Raw genomic sequence first — 17,347 nt, forward strand, 5'->3', positions numbered from 1 at the left:
GGTTAAAATAAGTCTAAATTAAGAATGTTTTCATCGGTGGGTAAGTAGTCGTAACATCTCCAAAAAATGTCACCTCCACCATTATATTTCCAAACAATATCATTATTTGGTGTCACCTCCCAAAAACCATAATCACCTTCGGCTATCAAGGTATTTCCATTTTGTAAACGTACAGCTCCAGAAACTCGACCAAAATAAAAGTCTGGATTTGTAAAATTCCAAATTATCGTTGGTTCATTATTTGTATTTGGTAGTAGTGAAAAGCTCTCTGGCAGATCTAGTTCAAAAACCGTTGATTGACTCACGTTATTACCATTTCCATAGACTAAAATGTTTCCTGCTCCAGGTTTATTATCTTCTAGTAGATTTGGGAAGTGGTTATTGTAAAACAAACGTTGTCCTTGAGTGTTTTTATAAGCTTCGGGATTACCGAATCGATAAAGTAGGTTACCACCTTTATTGTAATTTCCACCAGAATTTGTAGCTGCTTGGGTTGTCGTTGTGCTGTGATCTATCACCCAAACTTCATGATAATAATTTACACTCAAATAAATTACGTCCTTGTCTGTATCATAGTCAATGCCATTAGCGTGCATAATATCTCCATTATCAACAATGTCGTAATTAAAATCTATGAGTTGAGGATTGTCACTTACATTACCATAGTTAGGCAACGTGTTGAATTTGTCTTGTATAATATGGTCAAAGCTATGCCACTCCCATACTATTTGATTTGTGCTTGGGTTAACTTCAACCAGAACTTCTGGAAAAATATCAGTTGTTATTGTATCCACACCAGCTAGAGCTGCCTCATTGCTAGTAATTCTTTCCCAAGCAATAAATAACACATTACCATTTGGTAGCAATTCTAAATCATGGTGAGCAATTTTATTCTCAGATGCATAGCTATATTCCCATTCAGTACTTCCATCAGGATTTAAGATTTTTAATATGCCTCCGTAACCACCAAAAGATATTTCTGGACTATCAGATTTAAAAATTCCAAGTAACTTACCGTTCGGAAGAATTTCTAAATCATTACCTAGATTATCTTCAAATGTCCATTCATATACTTTAAAACCTTCTTTATTTAATAAATAAGATGTATTACTGCCGTTTTTAACAGCTAAAACATATCCATTTTCAATAAGATCTCCGTTGTATACTTCAACATTATCCGATATAGTGATTATGGTATTTGATTGGTCATCATCATTACAACTAAGTAATAGAAGTGTAATCCCAATTAAAACTAGAAAAGGCAAATGTTTCATATTTGTTTTATTGTAAAATTAATAGTATTAATTATTAGAGCAAATTATTAAAACTATATTTAAATAGTTTTTTACTGAAGATTATTTTTTAATTAAATTATAATATTTTTTTTTATTCATAATAGCTTGTAAATAAGTAGTTTGTGATTTTTATTAAATAATTTTAATTTTTGAAGCAACCTTTGTTCACAAATTAGCGTCTTTATAAATAGAAAGCAATCTAAGCGTATTTAGAACTTAAAACTAAACATGAAAGTTATTCAACTTCATAAAAACGAAACGACACTCATACAACGCGCTGCGAAACAAAATCGTGAAGCACAACATGTTTTATATGAGCTACATGCGCCAAAAATGCTAAGCGTTTGCAGGTACTATATTAAAGATGTTCACCAAGCAGAAGAGGTAATGTTGAATGGTTTTTTTAAAGTATTTAAATATTTAAAATCATTTAAAAATGAAGGCAGTTTTGAAGGATGGATAAGACGAATAATGGTACGTGAAGCTATTTCTTATTTAAGGCAACAAAAGAACATTGAATTTGCTGTAGAAGATGATTATCTAGAACATGATTCTTCTAACAATATAAATTCAAATATAGAAGTAGCAGAAATACAACAAGTCATAGATAGTTTGCCAGAAGGTTATCGAATGGTATTTGTGATGTATGCTATAGAAGGGTATAAGCATCAAGAGATTGCTAAACTATTAAAAATTTCTGAAGGCACATCAAAATCGCAATTATTTAAAGCGCGACAAATGCTTCAGAAGAAAATTAAAGAATTAAATAACAACAGTTATGGCTCCAATTAAATTTGAAGAAAATATAAAAGATAAGCTCGAAAAGCGAATCTTATCTCCATCATCAGAAGGCTGGTCTAAATTAGTTGATCGATTAGATGAAGATGAAAAAAAATATAAAAAACCAATGTATTGGTGGTTGAGTATTGCAGCAGGTTTGCTGATAATGGTGGCAGTATCGTTTCAGTTTTTTAATACTGACGAGTCAGAAAATGTGTTGCCTCAAATGGTTGAAGAAAATGTAATAGAGGGACAGTTAAATAATAAAAAAATAGAAGATGAAAAATCTATTAATTTAGTTATTCAAGAGGATAGGGTAGAGGATCAATTAGAAGATAAAAAAGAAACTTTACCTATAATTAATAAATCAGAGATCATTAATTATAAAAAAAACACTGAAAGAAAAACTAAGAAGCTTATAAGACTTGCGGAACAAAATGATTTAAAAGACGTTGAAAATTTAATTAATAATAAAGAAATCAATAACCAAGCAACAATAATTGAAGATGCGTTAATAAATGAAACTTTAGCAGTTGCAATTCAAGAATCAAAAAATGAACAGTCAGGTGTAAGTGATAAAGAAATAGATTCTTTATTAAAAGTGGCTAGTAAAGAGCTTTTCAAAGAGAGAATAAATATAGAAACTACCAAAACAGTTAATGCAAAAATGCTATTAGAAACTGTGGAAGATGAAATGGGGCAATCCTACAGAGGAAAAGTATTTGAAGCTTTAAAAGAAAGTTATAAAACTGTTAAAACAGCAGTTGTTAATCGCAATAACTAATGCCTCGCTGAGCGAAGTCGAAGAGCGTTAAATTCAGAATCAAATTAAATAAACATCAATAAATCAAAAAACGAACAGTTATGAATACAATTACTAGATTATTAGTGTTCTTGATATTAATTCTATCATTTGCCACAATACAAGGACAGACCAAAGAATTAGATTCAATTAAAGTTGCTAAAATGAATGACAAAATTAGTGACTTAGAGGAGGATAGAACTAAAATTGAAGAACAAGAGAAGTCTATTTTGAAATTAAAGATTTCTAAAATTAATAAACGTTTAGATAGTAAAGAAATTACAGCAGAAGAAGCTGAAAATCTTAAAAAAGAAGCGGCTAAAACTGCGGCACTTAACATAGAAAATCGTCGTGAAATAATAGACCAAAAAATAGCACTTTTACAGAGAAACGGATATGATGCATACCAATATAAAAGAGTTGACGAAGGAAATCGATTGATTCTTAGAATTGGTGGTGATGAGAGTACAAGTGAGAGCTTTATTTACGTTGGAGATAGGGCAGATGATAAGCCAAGAAAGTATGATAGAAGAACAACAGAAGATATCGTCTTTGCTTTCGGGTTTAATAATACATTAACCGACGGTCAGGATTTAGAAGATTCTCCATACAAATTGGGAGGCTCTGGGTTTATTGAATTAGGTTACGCATGGAAAACTCGAATCTTTGAAAATACGAACTTTTGGAGATTAAAATACGGTTTCTCTATGCAATGGAATAAGTTAAAGATTAAAGATAACAACTACTTAGTTAATACAGATGGGAATATTTCATTGCAAGAATATCCCTTAGATGCCGATAAAATAAAATTTAGAACAACAAACCTAGTTATTCCTATGCATCTAGAATTTGGACCTTCTAAAAAGATTGAAAAGGAAGATTACTTTAGGTATTCAACATTCAAAAAATTAAAAGTCGGTTTAGGTGGATATGCAGGTTTAAATATTGGAAACATGCAAAAAATAAAATACAAAGAAGATGGAGAGCGTGAAAAAGATAAGCAACGCGACCAATTAGAAGTTAGTGAATTTATTTATGGATTAAGCGGTTATGTGGCTTTAGGAAATGTGGCCCTATATGTTAAATACGATCTGAATCCATTGTTTAAAAATCAAGTGGTAGACCAAAATAACATATCTGTTGGATTACGATTTGATATGGATTAAATCAATCAATCAATCAATCAATTTTTGAGTGTTAGAAAAGCCTAAGTCTAAATTTTAGATTTAGGCTTTTTGTATTTTAAATTAGTAATTTAATAAAGCTTCAATTTTAGCTTTTATTTTTTCAGTTGAAGGAATCATGGTTTGCTCTAAAGTTGAATTCAAAGGAATTGCAGGCATATTCTCACTACCAATAGTCATCACTGGTGCGTCTAAATATTTAAAGCATTCTTCTTGAATTTTTCCAGCTAATGCACGTGCAAAACTATTGTTTGAAGGTTCTTCTGTCACAACCAAACACTTTCCTGTTTTCTTAACCGATGTCATAATCGTGGCTTCATCTAAAGGAAACAACGTACGTAAATCAATCACTTCTATCTGATCTTGCATCCCTAATTCTTCCGATGCATTCATTGCCCAATGTACTCCCATTCCATAAGTCACAATAGTTAAGGTTTCTACATTTTCTTGTTTCCAGATTTCTTGTAAAACCCAAGCTTTACCAAAAGGCAATACATAATCTTCGCTCGGCTCAACAGATGTTGCACCCTGCGTTCCTGGTACTTTAGACCAATATAAACCTTTGTGTTCTAAAATGACAACCGGATTAGGATCGTAGTAAGCCGCTTTCATTAAACCTTTTAAATCTGCTCCATTACTTGGATAGGCTATTTTAATACCACGAATATTAGTAATTACAGATTCTACTGAAGATGAATGATAAGGTCCACCACTTCCATAAGCACCAATTGGTACACGCAAAATCATAGAAACCGGCCATTTTCCATTAGATAAATAACAACTTCTACTGACTTCTGTAAATAACTGATTTAAGCCAGGCCAAATATAATCTGCAAACTGAACCTCAACAATGGGCTTTAATCCAACGGCACTCATACCAACGGTAGAACCGACAATAAAAGCTTCTTGAATTGGTGTATTAAACACACGATCGTCTCCAAATTTTTGCGCTAATGTTGCTGCTTCTCTAAAAACACCACCAAGTCTTCCACCTACATCTTGCCCATAGAGTAAACATTCTTTGTGCTTTTTCATCAGCTCTTCTACTGCGAATAAAGCGCAATCTACCATCACGACTTTCTCAGAACCTTCTGGTGAACGTGTTCCTTTTTCCTCAGTAATTGGGGTGGATACAAAATCGTTGGTAAATAAATCTTCCGGTTTTGGGTCTTCAGCCAATAACGCTCTTTCAAAATCGGACTGCACTTTCGCTTTCGCGGAATTTTCTAGCTCTAAAACGTCTTGTTCTGAAAATCCTGCATCTAGTAATTGTTGTTTTAAAACTGGATAAGGATCACGAGAGCGTGCTTCTTCTAAATCATCACGATACCATTCCATTCTTACTCCTGAAGTATGGTGATTTAATAATGGTACTTTTGCGTGTACTAAAAATGGTCTACGCTCTGCACGAATAGTTTCTATGACTTTTTCTAATGCTTCGTAGCTTTCCGTAAAGTTTGCTCCATCTATTGAGATAGCGTCTAAACCTTTAAAGCCTTGTGCATATTCAAAAGCATTTTGCGCTCTTGTTTCTGCTGCATTGGCACTAATATCCCAACCGTTATCTTGCACTAAATATAAGATTGGCATTTGCTTTAATGCTGCCATTTGAAAAGCTTCGGCTATTTCACCTTCGGTTACCGATGCGTCTCCTAAAGAACACACCACCAATGGCAAATCTTTAAGTGTTTTATCGTCTAAACCTTGTAATTCTTTATACTGCATTCCCATAGCAACTCCTGTTGCTGGAATGGTTTGCATTCCTGTTGCAGAAGATTGGTGTGGAATTTTAGGTTTATCGTCATCCTTTAAACTAGGATGCGAATAGTAAGTTCTTCCGCCTGAAAATGGATCGTCTTTTTTAGCCAACAATTGCAACATTAAATCGTAAGGCTTTAAACCAAAAGATAATAACATGGCATCGTCTCTGTAATATGGAAATGCATAATCTTGAGGTAATAATTGTAAACCTAAAGCAATCTGAATAGCTTCGTGTCCACGAGATGTTGCATGTACGTATTTTGAAACTTGTTTAAAATTAGCTTCGTATAATTCTGCCATTGCTTTTGCTGTGCAGAGTTTTGAAAATCCTTTTTTTAGTGTTTCTTTTTTCATCTAAACCAATTCCTTATTTACTTTAGTCATCCAGTTAAATTGGTCGTCTAACTTACCCGTTTTAATAGCATTCAAGGTGTCATTGACCTCTAATCCAATTGGACTTTCATCAGAAACATGAATAGTTTCGCCTTCTAATCCGATTTCTTGAATGTATGCTATACCAACGGCTGTTCCTGTTCCGAAGGCTTCTTCTAAAGTCCCGTTTTCTGATGCTGTTTTAATTTCATCGATAGTAATTTTTCGTTCTGTTACCGTAAAATTCATAGCACGCAACATCTCTATAACACTGGCTCTTGTGATGCCATGCAACACAGAACCGTCGAGTTCTGGTGTGATAAATTCCCCATTAATTTTGAAGAAAATATTCATGGTGCCAACTTCTTGAATATACTTATGTTCTGCGGCATCTAACCATAATACTTGGTCGTAACCTTTGGCTTTTGCTAATTCTGTTGGACGAATGGCTGCTGCATAATTTCCAGCTGCTTTAGCTTCACCAGTTCCACCTTGTGCTGCTCTAATGAATTGCTTTTCTGCCCATAATTTGATGCGTTTACTAAAAAATGGACCTGCTGGTGACGCCATTATTATAAACTTGTAATGTGTTGCTGCACGCATACCAATAAAGGGCTCATCGGCATACATGAATGGTCTTAAATAAAGAGCGCTTCCATCGGTCGGCGGAATCCAATTGTGCTCTAAACCCACTAATTCTTTGAGTCCTTCTACAAATAAATCTTCAGGTATATGAGGCATTCCCATACGATCCGCACTTTTGTTTAAACGCTTAGCATTTTCTTCTGGTCTAAATAACATGGGTGTACCTTCGGTGTCTTTATAGGCTTTCATCCCTTCAAAAATAGCTTGTCCGTAATGTAGAGCCATTGCTGCTGGATGCGTTGGAATTAATCCCATAGGAATAATTCTTGGGGTAACCCATTCTCCGTTTTCGTAGTCGCAAATAAACATGTGATCGGTGAATGTGGTGCCTAATGGAATATTATTGAAGTCTAAGGCATCAACTTTTGATGTTTCTACTTTAGTGATTGAAATGTTAGATTTCATATATGTATGTTTTTTTAGAGTGTTTAAAACACCCCTAAAGTCCCCTCAAGGGGACAATTCTGAATTTATATTTCTCTATTACTATCAAATTGTTCAAAATAATCGGCTACGCGTCGTACAAAGCTTCCGCCTAAAAAACCATCTACGACTCTGTGGTCGAATGATAATGATAAATACATCATGCTACGAATAGCTATTTCATCTCCTTTTTCAGTGGCGATGACTTCTGGTCTTTTCTTAATTATTCCCAATGCTAAAATGGCAACTTCTGGCTGATTGATTATTGGTGTTCCCATAACGCTTCCAAAGGTTCCTACATTAGAAATGGTAAAAGTGCTGCCTTTTATATCGTCTCCTGCTAGTTTGTTTTCTCTAGCCTTTCCTGCTAATTCGTTTACGTTACTCGCGATCTCTTTTAAATTTTTAGTATCTGCATTTTTTACTACAGGAACTATTAAATTACCGCTTGGTAATGCGGTTGCCATACCAATATTAATGTCTTCTTTTACAATAATGTTATTACCATCGACAGAAGCATTAATGTTTGGAAAATCTTTAACGGCTTTGGCTACGGCTTCTACAAATAAAGGTGTGAATGTTAAACGCTCTCCATGTTTTTCTTGAAAGGCAACTTTGTTAGCATTACGCCAGTTGACCATATTTGTCATATCTGCCTCTACATAAGCAGTAACGTGAGGTGATGTATGTTTTGAGTACACCATGTGATCTGCAATCATTTGGCGCATGCGATCCATTTCGATGACTTTCCCTTTGCCTTTATCGAAATTTAATTGCGGAATTCTATAAGCCGTTGGGTCTTGCGTTACAGCTTGTGCAAATTTATAAGGTTGTCCGTCTTCTATATACTGAAAGACGTCACTTTTGCGTAATCTGCCTTCATTTCCTGTTGTAGGTATTCGTGCTAATTCTTCAAAGCTAATATGATGTTCTTTGGCTATGTTTATAATTAATGGCGAAAAGAAAGTGTTAGTATTATTTGCCGAAAATGAAGTTGAATTCGAATTGGTAGGCTGCTGAACTGGCTTTGGTCTTTTAGTCTTAGCCTTGTTCTCGACTGCGCTCGAAGGGACAGCTTTAGATTCATTTAGTGTTTTGGATTTCTTCACTTCTTTTGAAAGGTCTAAAATCGCTAGAACTTCTCCTACAGGAACCACATCTTTAGCTTGAAACATGGTTTTTACTAATGTTCCAGATGCAGGTGCAGGTACTTCGTTATCTACTTTATCTGTGGCAACTTCAAGAATAATATCTCCTTCTTCAAATGCATCGCCTTCAGCTATTAACCAATTGATAATAGTACCTTCAGTTATGCTTTCACCCATTTTGGGCATCTTTAATTCAAAAGTAATCAAGCTAGTATAGTTTAGGATTATAAGAATTAAAGATAATGTATATCGAATTACACAATTGTTAAAATCTTTTAATTTACTATTGAAAAGGATGTCATTCTTTAATTAATGAATACTGCAGATTATTTAACTTTTAATCCTTAAATTTACTGCTTTAAAACAACTAATTTTCTCATGCCACACACTCTCGATAAAATAGACACACAACTACTAGCTATACTTCAAAAGAATAGCAATCGGACGACCAAAAGTATTGCTGAAGAACTCGGCATGAGCACTTCACCAATATTTGAACGCATTAAAAAATTAGAAAAGGAAGGTTATATTGAAAAATATGTGGCTGTTTTAAACAATAAGAAAATCGGCTTAAAACTGACTGTTTTTATAGGTATTACCTTGCAAGGGCATACCCGAAGTTATTTGGAAAAGTTTGTAAAGGAAATTAATAACTTCCCGGAAGTTGTAGAATGCCACAGAGTCAGCGGAAACTTTGACTATTTATTGAAACTCGTCGTTGAAGATATTGAGGCTTATGAAACCTTTATCATTTCAAAATTGACGCTACTTCCTTATCTAGGAAATGTACAAAGTTTGATTGCGCTATCGACAAGTAAAGAAACGAATGAGATTGATTTGAGTAGGGTGTTGTAGACCTGTAAGGTTTTGAAAACCTGACAGATATTTAATATTAAGGATTGAAAATAGGACTTCTCGATACAATTCCTATAAAAAATCGGAATCACTCGAAGTGACATCAGTTTACTTTTTGAATGTTTCTCGAAGTGTTTTATAAATATCATCCTGCATTTTCATATTCTCAGGCACTTCACGAAGTGGCTCTACTTCCTTTAAAGATTCATGACAATCTGCAGGCAATTGCTGATACAACTGTGTACCTTTAGTTTTCCAAGCAATCATTTCGTCCGTGATACCTCTGATTATTTTAGCAGGATTACCAACCACTAAACTTCTGTATGGAATTTTAGTTTCGGCTTTTACGAAAGACATGGCTCCGATTATACACTCGTCGCCAATTTCGGCATCATCCATGATTACGGTGTTCATTCCAATTAAGCAATTCTTACCAAGATTTGCGCCATGAATAATAGCTCCATGACCAACGTGTGCACTTTCTTTAAGCGTGATAGACTTACCAGGAAACATGTGTACAGTACAGTTTTCTTGGACGTTTACACCATCTTCTAAAATGATTTGTCCCCAATCGCCACGTATTGCTGCTCCTGGACCAATGTAACAGTTTTTGCCAATGATGACGTTTCCTGTTACTGCTGCTAATGGATGCACGAAACTTGATTCGTGTACGACAGGTGTGTAATTTTTGAAAGAATAAATTGCCATATTTTTATCAATTTGAATTACATCTACAAGGTGCCTAAAACCTTGCAGGACAGATTATTTATAAGTCTTTAATTTCTCTTTTGTAAAATCGCTTAACACCAACTTACCACTTGTTGCAGCGCGTTCTGCTAATAAGGCATCCCAATGGTCTGTTCCTTGCCAGAATACTTTTTTCATTTCTAACATGGCTTCTATATTGTAAGTACATAAATGCTCTGCTGTTGTTTTTACAGCTCCATCTAGTTCTTCTGTGTTTTCATAAACTTGGGTAAATAAGCCTTTTTGTTTTGCCCATTCTGCAGGATAAAATGTGTTGGCGTCTATAGCAATTTGCGACATGGCGCTTAATCCCATTTTACGCTCTATTGCTGGCCCAACTACAAAGGGTCCAATACCAATATTTAATTCGCTTAACTTAATAGCTGCGAATTTGGATGCCATACAGTAATCGGTTGCAGCAGCTAGTCCAACGCCACCACCAACGGTTTTCCCTTGAATGCGGCCGATAATAAATTTCGGACATTTACGCATTGCATTAATTACGTTTGCAAATCCTGAAAAGAATACTTTCCCTGTTGCTGCATCGTTAATGTTTATTAACTCTTCAAAGCTTGCTCCTGCGCAAAAGGTTCTGTCTCCGCCACTTTTAAGAACGACCACTTTAATGGCGTCATTAGTTCCAGCGTCTGTAATGGTTTGCGCTAGTTTTGCTAAAACATCTCCGGGTAAGGAATTGTGTGCAGGATGGAAAAACTCGATGTATCCTACTTCGTTTTGTATATCTATTGTTACGTATGGTTGCTTTTCTGACATAATTATATTAATCCAAATTGTTCAAAATGATGATTCAAATGTTTTCTTTCTAGTAAATACGATTCGTATTTATTCAATTCTCCGAAAACTAAATTCTTTAGTTTAGCTTCTGGATTTTCTTTAAAAAATTCTATATACTTTTCACGTTGCGCTTTAAACTTTTCAATAGCTGTTGCTAAATCCGGATGCTTTAGAGGTTCTAAAGTGTCTTTTTCCAATTGAGGAAATTGTGAGTTCTTAGGGAACTTATCATAGTTCCATAAACTATTATGCACTTTATCTAAAATGGTTGAAGGTGTTGCGATTTCAAAACCTTGAATTTCTCCGGATGCGATTTTATACGTATATTCTAAATGCTCAATCATGTGCTGTGCCGTCATAATTCCCCATTCAGGTTTCATATCTTCTTGTAATGCAGAAAGACATGCATTGATTTTATCTTCCGTCATTTCCACCAAAGTTTCTTGCTTTTTTTCCACCATTGTTAAAATGGTTGCTACAGCTACTAACGGACTATCTTTTTCGGTTTTCTTACTTTCTGGTCGGTTTTCAAAATTAGCATCAAATACCTCCACATGCCATTTTACAATTCCGCTAGGGTGTTCTGCGGAAGCAACATCTCTATCTACTTTTTCTTTACACGTTAAACGCACATAAATGGTATCGTTATGATATAATGGTCTTAAAAATCGAATGCTATCCAATCCATAATTTGCTGCAACTGGTCCTTTATTTGGATACACGAATAATCCTGCTGCTGCTGAAATAATAAAATAACCATGTGCGGTTCTTTTTTCGAAAATACTTCCGTCTAAAGATGTAATATCGGTATGTGCATAGAAGTGATCCCAAGTTAAATTGGCAAAATTCTGGATATCAGTATCTGTTAACGTACGCTTGTGTGTTTTTAAAGACATTCCTGGTTGGATGTCTTCCCAATGGTATTTAAACGGATGCTGTTCTGCTTCCTTATATTTTGCATTTTGCTGGTAAATACCAGTAATTTCTGTAATTGTTGTTGGCGAACCTTGGATTGCTGTACGTTGTAAATAATGTTTTATTCCACGCATTCCTCCCATTTCTTCTCCACCTCCTGCACGACCTGGACCTCCATGTACTAAGTATGGTAATGGCGAACCATGACCAGTACTTTGCTTGGCACTTTCTCTATTTAGAACTAATATTCTTCCGTGATGCGATGCAGCATTTATCACATAGTCTTTAGCAATTTTATCATCGTTTGTGGCAATAGATGACACTAACGACCCTTTACCCATTTGCGCTAAAGTAATCGCTTCGTCTAAGTTTTTATAAGGCATTATAGTACTTACTGGTCCGAAAGCTTCGCGTTCGTGAATCACTTTATTTTGAAACGGATGATCTGCTCGTAATAAAATCGGACTGATAAAAGCCCCTTTTTTGGCATCTGCACCAATAGTATTTATTTCATCTAAATTACCATATACAATTTGTGCTTCTTTAGACAAATCGTTGACCGAATCACGAACCGCTTGTACTTGTTGATGACTGACTAAAGAACCCATTCTAACTTCTTTCAATCTTGGGTCTCCAATGGTCACTTTATCTAGTGCTTTTGACAATGCGGATTGTACATCTTCTACTAAATTTTCTGGAACAATAATTCTACGTATCGCAGTACATTTTTGTCCAGCTTTCACTGTCATTTCTTTTCGGACTTCTTTGATGAATAAGTCGAATTCTGGTGTTCCAGGAACTGCATCTTCTCCTAAGATAGATGCGTTTAAAGAATCGGCTTCCATAGTGAAAGGTACAGATTCTTGTATTAATTGTGGATGCGCTTTTAATAAGCGTCCTACTTTTGCTGAACCAGTAAAAGTGACTACATCTTGAGACTCAACAGTATCTAAAATGGTTTTTACGGTTCCATTTATAATTTGTAATGCGCCTTCTGGTAAAATACCGGAAGCGATTATTTCTTTAGCAACAGCCTCGGCTAAATACGATGACGAAGGTGCAGGTAACACCACAGCAGGAACTCCAGCCATCCAGTTTACTGCACATTTTTCTAACATTCCCCAAACTGGAAAATTAAAAGCGTTAATATGCACAGCCACTCCTTTTTTAGGAACCATAATATGATGCGCCATAAAGCGTCCGCCACGAGATAAATCGATAGCGTCACCTTCTACGTGATACGGTTGATTTGGAAACAGTTTACGCAAGGAAGCATTCGCGAATAAGTTTCCAAATCCACCTTCGATATCGATCCAACTATCTACTTTAGTAGCTCCTGTTCTATAACTTAATTCGTAAAATGCATTTTTCCTTTTAGTAAGATATAAGGCTAAACTTTTAAGCATATTTCCACGTTCTTGGAAAGTCATTTTACGAAGAACTTCTCCTCCTTTTGTTCTTCCGTAGTTTAGAATTTCTGGAATATCTAAACCTTCAATTGCAACGCTAGTGAATGCCTCACCTGTTACAGCATCTAGAATTGGTGTTCCTTCTTCTTTACCTGTTGTCCAGTTTCCTTGAACGTAATGCTCTATTTTATTCATTATTTTTACTTTATAGTGGATTCCTGCCTGCGCAGGAATGACAAAACTTTAATTAATCACTAACCTTAGTTAATAAGCGCGACCCTTGTGGTAACTCCCAAACTATATTATAAATTCACATTTTCAATAATTGCTGTATAACCTTGACCAACACCAATACACATAGTAATTAACGCGTATTTTTTATTCTGTTCCTTCAACTCTAACGCAGCAGAATAAGCAACTCTTGCTCCAGTAACACCAAGCGGATGACCAATAGCAATTGCGCCTCCATTTGGGTTTATTCTTGGATCGTTATCAGCTAATCCCCAAGCACGAATACAAGCCAAAGCTTGCGCTGCAAAGGCTTCGTTAAGTTCTATAATGTCCATATCATCCATGGTTAAACCTGCTTTTGCCAATGCTTTATTTGAAGCTTGCACAGGACCAATTCCCATGATTCTTGGCTCTACACCAACGACTGCCGAACTTACAATTCGTGCTAATGGTTTTAGATTGTATTGTTGCACAGCCTCTGCTGACGCGATAATAGTTGCTGCTGCACCATCGTTTAATCCTGATGAATTTCCTGCAGTTACACTTCCACCTTCTTTTTTAAAGGCTGGTCTTAGTTTTCCTAAGATTTCTAAAGAAGTTGTTGGTTTTACAAATTCGTCTTTAGAAAAAAGGATTGGGTCTTTTTTACGTTGTGGAATTTCAACAGTTACAATTTCTTTTGCAAGTCGACCGTTTTCTTGTGCTTTGGCTGCTTTCTGCTGGCTCCAAAGTGCAAACTTATCTTGGTCTTCTCTTGAAATATTATATTTCTCTACTAGGTTTTCTGCAGTCATTCCCATGCCATCAGTTCCGTATAATTTCTGCATTTTAGGATTGATAAAACGCCATCCAAAAGTAGAATCGTATAGTTTTGAATCGCCTCCAAATGCCGATGATGGTTTTGCCATTACGTATGGTCCGCGTGTCATGTTCTCAACGCCTCCAGAAATGAATACATCACCATCTCCTGCTTTTATAGCACGATTTGCGTGAATGATTGCCGATAATCCCGAACTACATAAACGGTTTACTGTTTCTCCCGGAACTGTGAATGGCAAGCCTGCTAATAGTGATGACATCCTCGCAACGTTACGGTTGTCTTCTCCTGCTTGGTTGGCGCAACCCATAATAACATCGTCGTAAGCTTCTTTTGGGATGCTTGGGTTTCTTTTTACAACTTCTGAAATTACTAATGCTCCTAAATCGTCTGTACGAACAGCAGATAATGTGCCTTTGTAATTTCCTATTGGTGTTCTTATTCCGTCTATTATGTATGCTTCCATGTTTGAAATTGAAATTGAAATTGAAGTCGAAAATTGAAACTTCTTATTTCAAATTATTATTATTATTTGGCGTTACTTTTTGCTCATACCTACAATGTTTTTAAAACCTCGCAGGAATAGATTAATTTATAAGTGCAGTGAATGTATCTCCGTTTCTAATATCTCCTGTATTGTAGCCTTTCATAAACCACTCTATTCGTTGTTGCGATGTACCATGGGTAAAACTATCTGAATTTACACTTCCTCTAGTTCTTTTCTGAATCGCATCATCACCAACCGCATTGGCAGCGCTCATGGCTTCTTCGATATCTCCTGCTTGTAAATATTTTTTATTGTGATGTGCCCAAACTCCTGCATAAAAATCGGCTTGTAATTCTTGTGCTACCGATAATTTATTGGCTTGAACTTGACCACCTTGTTGTTGTAATTGTCTTACTTTATTAGAGGTTCCAAGAATGGTTTGAATATGATGACCAACTTCGTGCGCTGTGACATAAGCTATTGCAAAATCACCACCTTTAGCTCCGAAACGTGTTTGTAATTCATCAAAAAAGGCCAAATCCATATACAATTTTTGATCTCCTGGACAGTAAAAAGGTCCAGAAGCTGAGGTTGCACTTCCGCAAGCTGTAGAAACCGCATCTGTGAATAATACCATTTTTGGTTCTTTATAATCCCCTAAATTGTAGTCTCTAAATATTTGGTTCCATACATCTTCGGTATCGGCCAAAACAGTTGCCATAAAATCTCCCATTTCTTGTTCTTGGCTGGTTAATTCACGTTGCTCAACTTGTTGAGTCGTTTGACTATTGGCTACTTGCTCTATAATTGGTGCTATTTGTTGTCCGGTTTCACCTCCAAATAATTGTAAAAGAATTACAACTACGGCAATAACACCACCACCTGCAACCACTTTTCCTTTGCTGCTCATACCACGTTGGTCTTCTAGATTACCACTTTGACGTCTACCTTTCCATTTCATAATTTAATGTATTTACTGTTTTATTGCCAATCTTTTTGCGTTCTGTAAACCACACCTTTAAAAAGCGCGACTAATTCTTCTCCTCGTTTGACTTCAATAATATTAAAACCTAATCTATTTTTTACAGATTCTATTACCGATTCAGCCGTAATATAATCACCTTCATTTAATGCTTCAATATGGTTAATACTAGTTTCAATAGACACGGCATATTTACCATGGGTATTTGCTGCAAATCCGAAAGCAGTATCTGCCAAGGAATAACTAATTCCGCCATGTGCTTTGTTCATGCTGTTTAGCATTTCCTTTCTAATGGTCATTCCGACTTTACAGCGTCCGATTTCGCATTCTAGAATTTCTATTCCTAGCCAAGTGCTGTAGGCGTCTTGGGATAGCATTTTATGTGGAATTTTTTCTCCTTTCATATTCTGTTTTGTCATTGCGAGGACGAAGGACGTGGCAATCTCACTATGAGACTCTTCGCTTCGCTCTGAATGACACTCTAATTAAAAAACGTTTTGTCTTCTCTATTCATTTTACGTAACAACGGACTACAACGGTATCTGTCTTCATGATACTCATTATATAAATCATCTAATTTTGAAACGCACCAATCAATTCCTTTTTCATCTGCCCAAGCCAATAATCCATTTGGATAATTGACACCTTTAGTCATGGCGTTGTCTATATCCTCAGCTGATGCAATGTTTAAAAATAAGGCATCTGCTGCTTCGTTGATGAGCATTACTAATACACGATCGAAAATTTGATTTTTAAGCTCCATTTCCTCCTCGTAAGTTTCAAAAGTTCTTGAATTAGTGTGGTTAGTGCTAATTATTTTCCCGTTCTCATCGTAATTATAATAACCTTTTCCTGATTTTCGTCCTAAATAACCTGCTTCTGAAAATCGTTTTTGGGTTAATGATGGCTTATATCTTGGATCGAAATAGAATGCTGTAAAAACAGTTTCGGTTACTGTGTAATTGACATCGTTTCCTATGAAATCCATCAATTCAAATGGTCCCATTCTGAAATCACCTAAAGACTTTAAGCTATGATCTATGGTTGCAAAATCTGCTAATCCTTCTTCATAAATTCTTAGTGCTTCACCGTAAAATGGTCTTGCCACTCTGTTTACTATAAATCCTGGTGTGTCTTTAGCGACTGCTACAATTTTCTTCCAATCTTTAATGGTTTGTATCGCTTTTTCAAGAACCTCATTTGATGTTTGAATGGCTGGAATAACCTCAACCAATTTCATTAAAGGTGCCGGATTAAAAAAGTGAATTCCTACACAACGTTCTGGTTTATTAAGTGATGCAGCGATTGATGCTATTGATAAACTTGATGTGTTTGATGCAATAATACAATCATCAGCGACATAGCTTTCTAATTCTGAAAACACTTTTTTCTTGATGTCAAGGTTTTCAATAATAGCTTCAATAGTAAGATTTGAATCTGCTAAATCTTTTAGGTTGTTTACGTAAGAGATGTTTGCTTGAATTCTATCTTTTTCAGATGTATCAATTCTTCCTTTTTCAATTAAACGTAATAATATTTTTTCAAGACTTGCTTTAGCTTTATCTAATGCAGCTTGATTAGTATCGTATAACTTTACTTTACAACCAGAAGTTGCAGCAACTTGTGCGATGCCACTTCCCATGGTTCCTCCTCCTATGATTCCTATGTTCATCCTTGTTCCCACGAAAGTGGGTGACTT

The 17,347-nt window shown here is 35.5% G+C and carries 15 protein-coding genes; 4 read left to right on the plus strand and 11 right to left on the minus strand.

The annotated features are described in order from the left end of the window. Positions 1–2: 2 nt before the first annotated feature. Positions 3–1,274, minus strand: a complete 1,272-nt coding sequence (locus DFQ10_RS13355) for an aryl-sulfate sulfotransferase (protein WP_115817935.1) — start codon at positions 1,272–1,274, stop codon at positions 3–5. Between the two features lie 249 nt (positions 1,275–1,523). Between DFQ10_RS13355 and DFQ10_RS13360 the strand changes: the two genes are divergently transcribed. The 3 genes from DFQ10_RS13360 (at position 1,524) to DFQ10_RS13370 (ending at position 4,043) form a co-directional block, all read left to right on the plus strand. Next, the gene (locus DFQ10_RS13360) at positions 1,524–2,087 is read left to right on the plus strand and encodes an RNA polymerase sigma factor (RefSeq protein ID WP_115817936.1); all 564 of its coding nucleotides are present in this window, start codon (positions 1,524–1,526) and stop codon (positions 2,085–2,087) included. Continuing rightward, positions 2,074–2,859, plus strand: coding sequence for a hypothetical protein (locus DFQ10_RS13365; protein ID WP_115817937.1), 786 nt, complete (start codon positions 2,074–2,076; stop codon positions 2,857–2,859). Before DFQ10_RS13360 ends, DFQ10_RS13365 begins: the two co-directional genes overlap by 14 nt. An 80-nt stretch (positions 2,860–2,939) precedes the next feature. Further along, positions 2,940–4,043, plus strand: coding sequence for a coiled-coil domain-containing protein (locus tag DFQ10_RS13370; protein ID WP_115817938.1), 1,104 nt, complete (start codon positions 2,940–2,942; stop codon positions 4,041–4,043). A gap of 81 nt (positions 4,044–4,124) precedes the next feature. Here DFQ10_RS13370 and DFQ10_RS13375 read toward each other — a convergent pair whose 3' ends face one another. The 3 genes from DFQ10_RS13375 to DFQ10_RS13385 form a co-directional block, all read right to left on the minus strand. Next, on the minus strand, positions 4,125–6,176 hold the full coding sequence (locus tag DFQ10_RS13375; RefSeq protein ID WP_115817939.1) for an alpha-ketoacid dehydrogenase subunit alpha/beta: 2,052 nt from the start codon (positions 6,174–6,176) through the stop codon (positions 4,125–4,127). Further along, the gene (locus DFQ10_RS13380) at positions 6,177–7,244 is read right to left on the minus strand and encodes a branched-chain amino acid aminotransferase (protein ID WP_115817940.1); all 1,068 of its coding nucleotides are present in this window, start codon (positions 7,242–7,244) and stop codon (positions 6,177–6,179) included. 65 nt (positions 7,245–7,309) lie between these two features. Further along, positions 7,310–8,587, minus strand: coding sequence for a dihydrolipoamide acetyltransferase family protein (locus DFQ10_RS13385; RefSeq protein WP_245940709.1), 1,278 nt, complete (start codon positions 8,585–8,587; stop codon positions 7,310–7,312). A 201-nt stretch (positions 8,588–8,788) separates the two neighbouring features. Between DFQ10_RS13385 and DFQ10_RS13390 the strand changes: the two genes are divergently transcribed. After that, positions 8,789–9,265 (plus strand): Lrp/AsnC family transcriptional regulator, encoded by a 477-nt coding sequence (locus tag DFQ10_RS13390; RefSeq protein WP_092470430.1) that lies wholly within the window; start codon positions 8,789–8,791, stop codon positions 9,263–9,265. A gap of 108 nt (positions 9,266–9,373) precedes the next feature. Here DFQ10_RS13390 and DFQ10_RS13395 read toward each other — a convergent pair whose 3' ends face one another. The 7 genes from DFQ10_RS13395 to DFQ10_RS13425 form a co-directional block, all read right to left on the minus strand. Further along, complete coding sequence (locus DFQ10_RS13395) at positions 9,374–9,973, minus strand: acyltransferase (RefSeq protein WP_115817942.1); 600 nt, start codon at positions 9,971–9,973, stop codon at positions 9,374–9,376. A gap of 54 nt (positions 9,974–10,027) precedes the next feature. Beyond that, a complete protein-coding gene (locus DFQ10_RS13400; RefSeq protein ID WP_115817943.1) occupies positions 10,028–10,786 on the minus strand; it encodes an enoyl-CoA hydratase/isomerase family protein in 759 nt (252 codons plus the stop codon). A gap of 2 nt (positions 10,787–10,788) precedes the next feature. Beyond that, positions 10,789–13,326: a phenylacetic acid degradation bifunctional protein PaaZ gene (gene paaZ, locus DFQ10_RS13405; RefSeq protein WP_115817944.1), complete on the minus strand. Its 2,538-nt coding sequence runs from the start codon at positions 13,324–13,326 to the stop codon at positions 10,789–10,791. Positions 13,327–13,433: 107 nt separating this feature from the next. Then, positions 13,434–14,645, minus strand: coding sequence for a 3-oxoadipyl-CoA thiolase (gene pcaF / locus DFQ10_RS13410; protein ID WP_115817945.1), 1,212 nt, complete (start codon positions 14,643–14,645; stop codon positions 13,434–13,436). Positions 14,646–14,766: 121 nt separating this feature from the next. Continuing rightward, a complete protein-coding gene (gene ypfJ / locus DFQ10_RS13415) occupies positions 14,767–15,627 on the minus strand; it encodes a KPN_02809 family neutral zinc metallopeptidase (RefSeq protein ID WP_115817946.1) in 861 nt (286 codons plus the stop codon). Between the two features lie 20 nt (positions 15,628–15,647). Continuing rightward, positions 15,648–16,052: a PaaI family thioesterase gene (locus tag DFQ10_RS13420; RefSeq protein ID WP_115817947.1), complete on the minus strand. Its 405-nt coding sequence runs from the start codon at positions 16,050–16,052 to the stop codon at positions 15,648–15,650. A gap of 77 nt (positions 16,053–16,129) precedes the next feature. Beyond that, positions 16,130–17,320: a 3-hydroxyacyl-CoA dehydrogenase NAD-binding domain-containing protein gene (locus tag DFQ10_RS13425; RefSeq protein WP_115817948.1), complete on the minus strand. Its 1,191-nt coding sequence runs from the start codon at positions 17,318–17,320 to the stop codon at positions 16,130–16,132. Between the last annotated feature and the right edge of the window lie 27 nt (positions 17,321–17,347).

Source organism: Winogradskyella eximia (genome assembly GCF_003386165.1).
Lineage (GTDB): Bacteria > Bacteroidota > Bacteroidia > Flavobacteriales > Flavobacteriaceae > Winogradskyella > Winogradskyella eximia.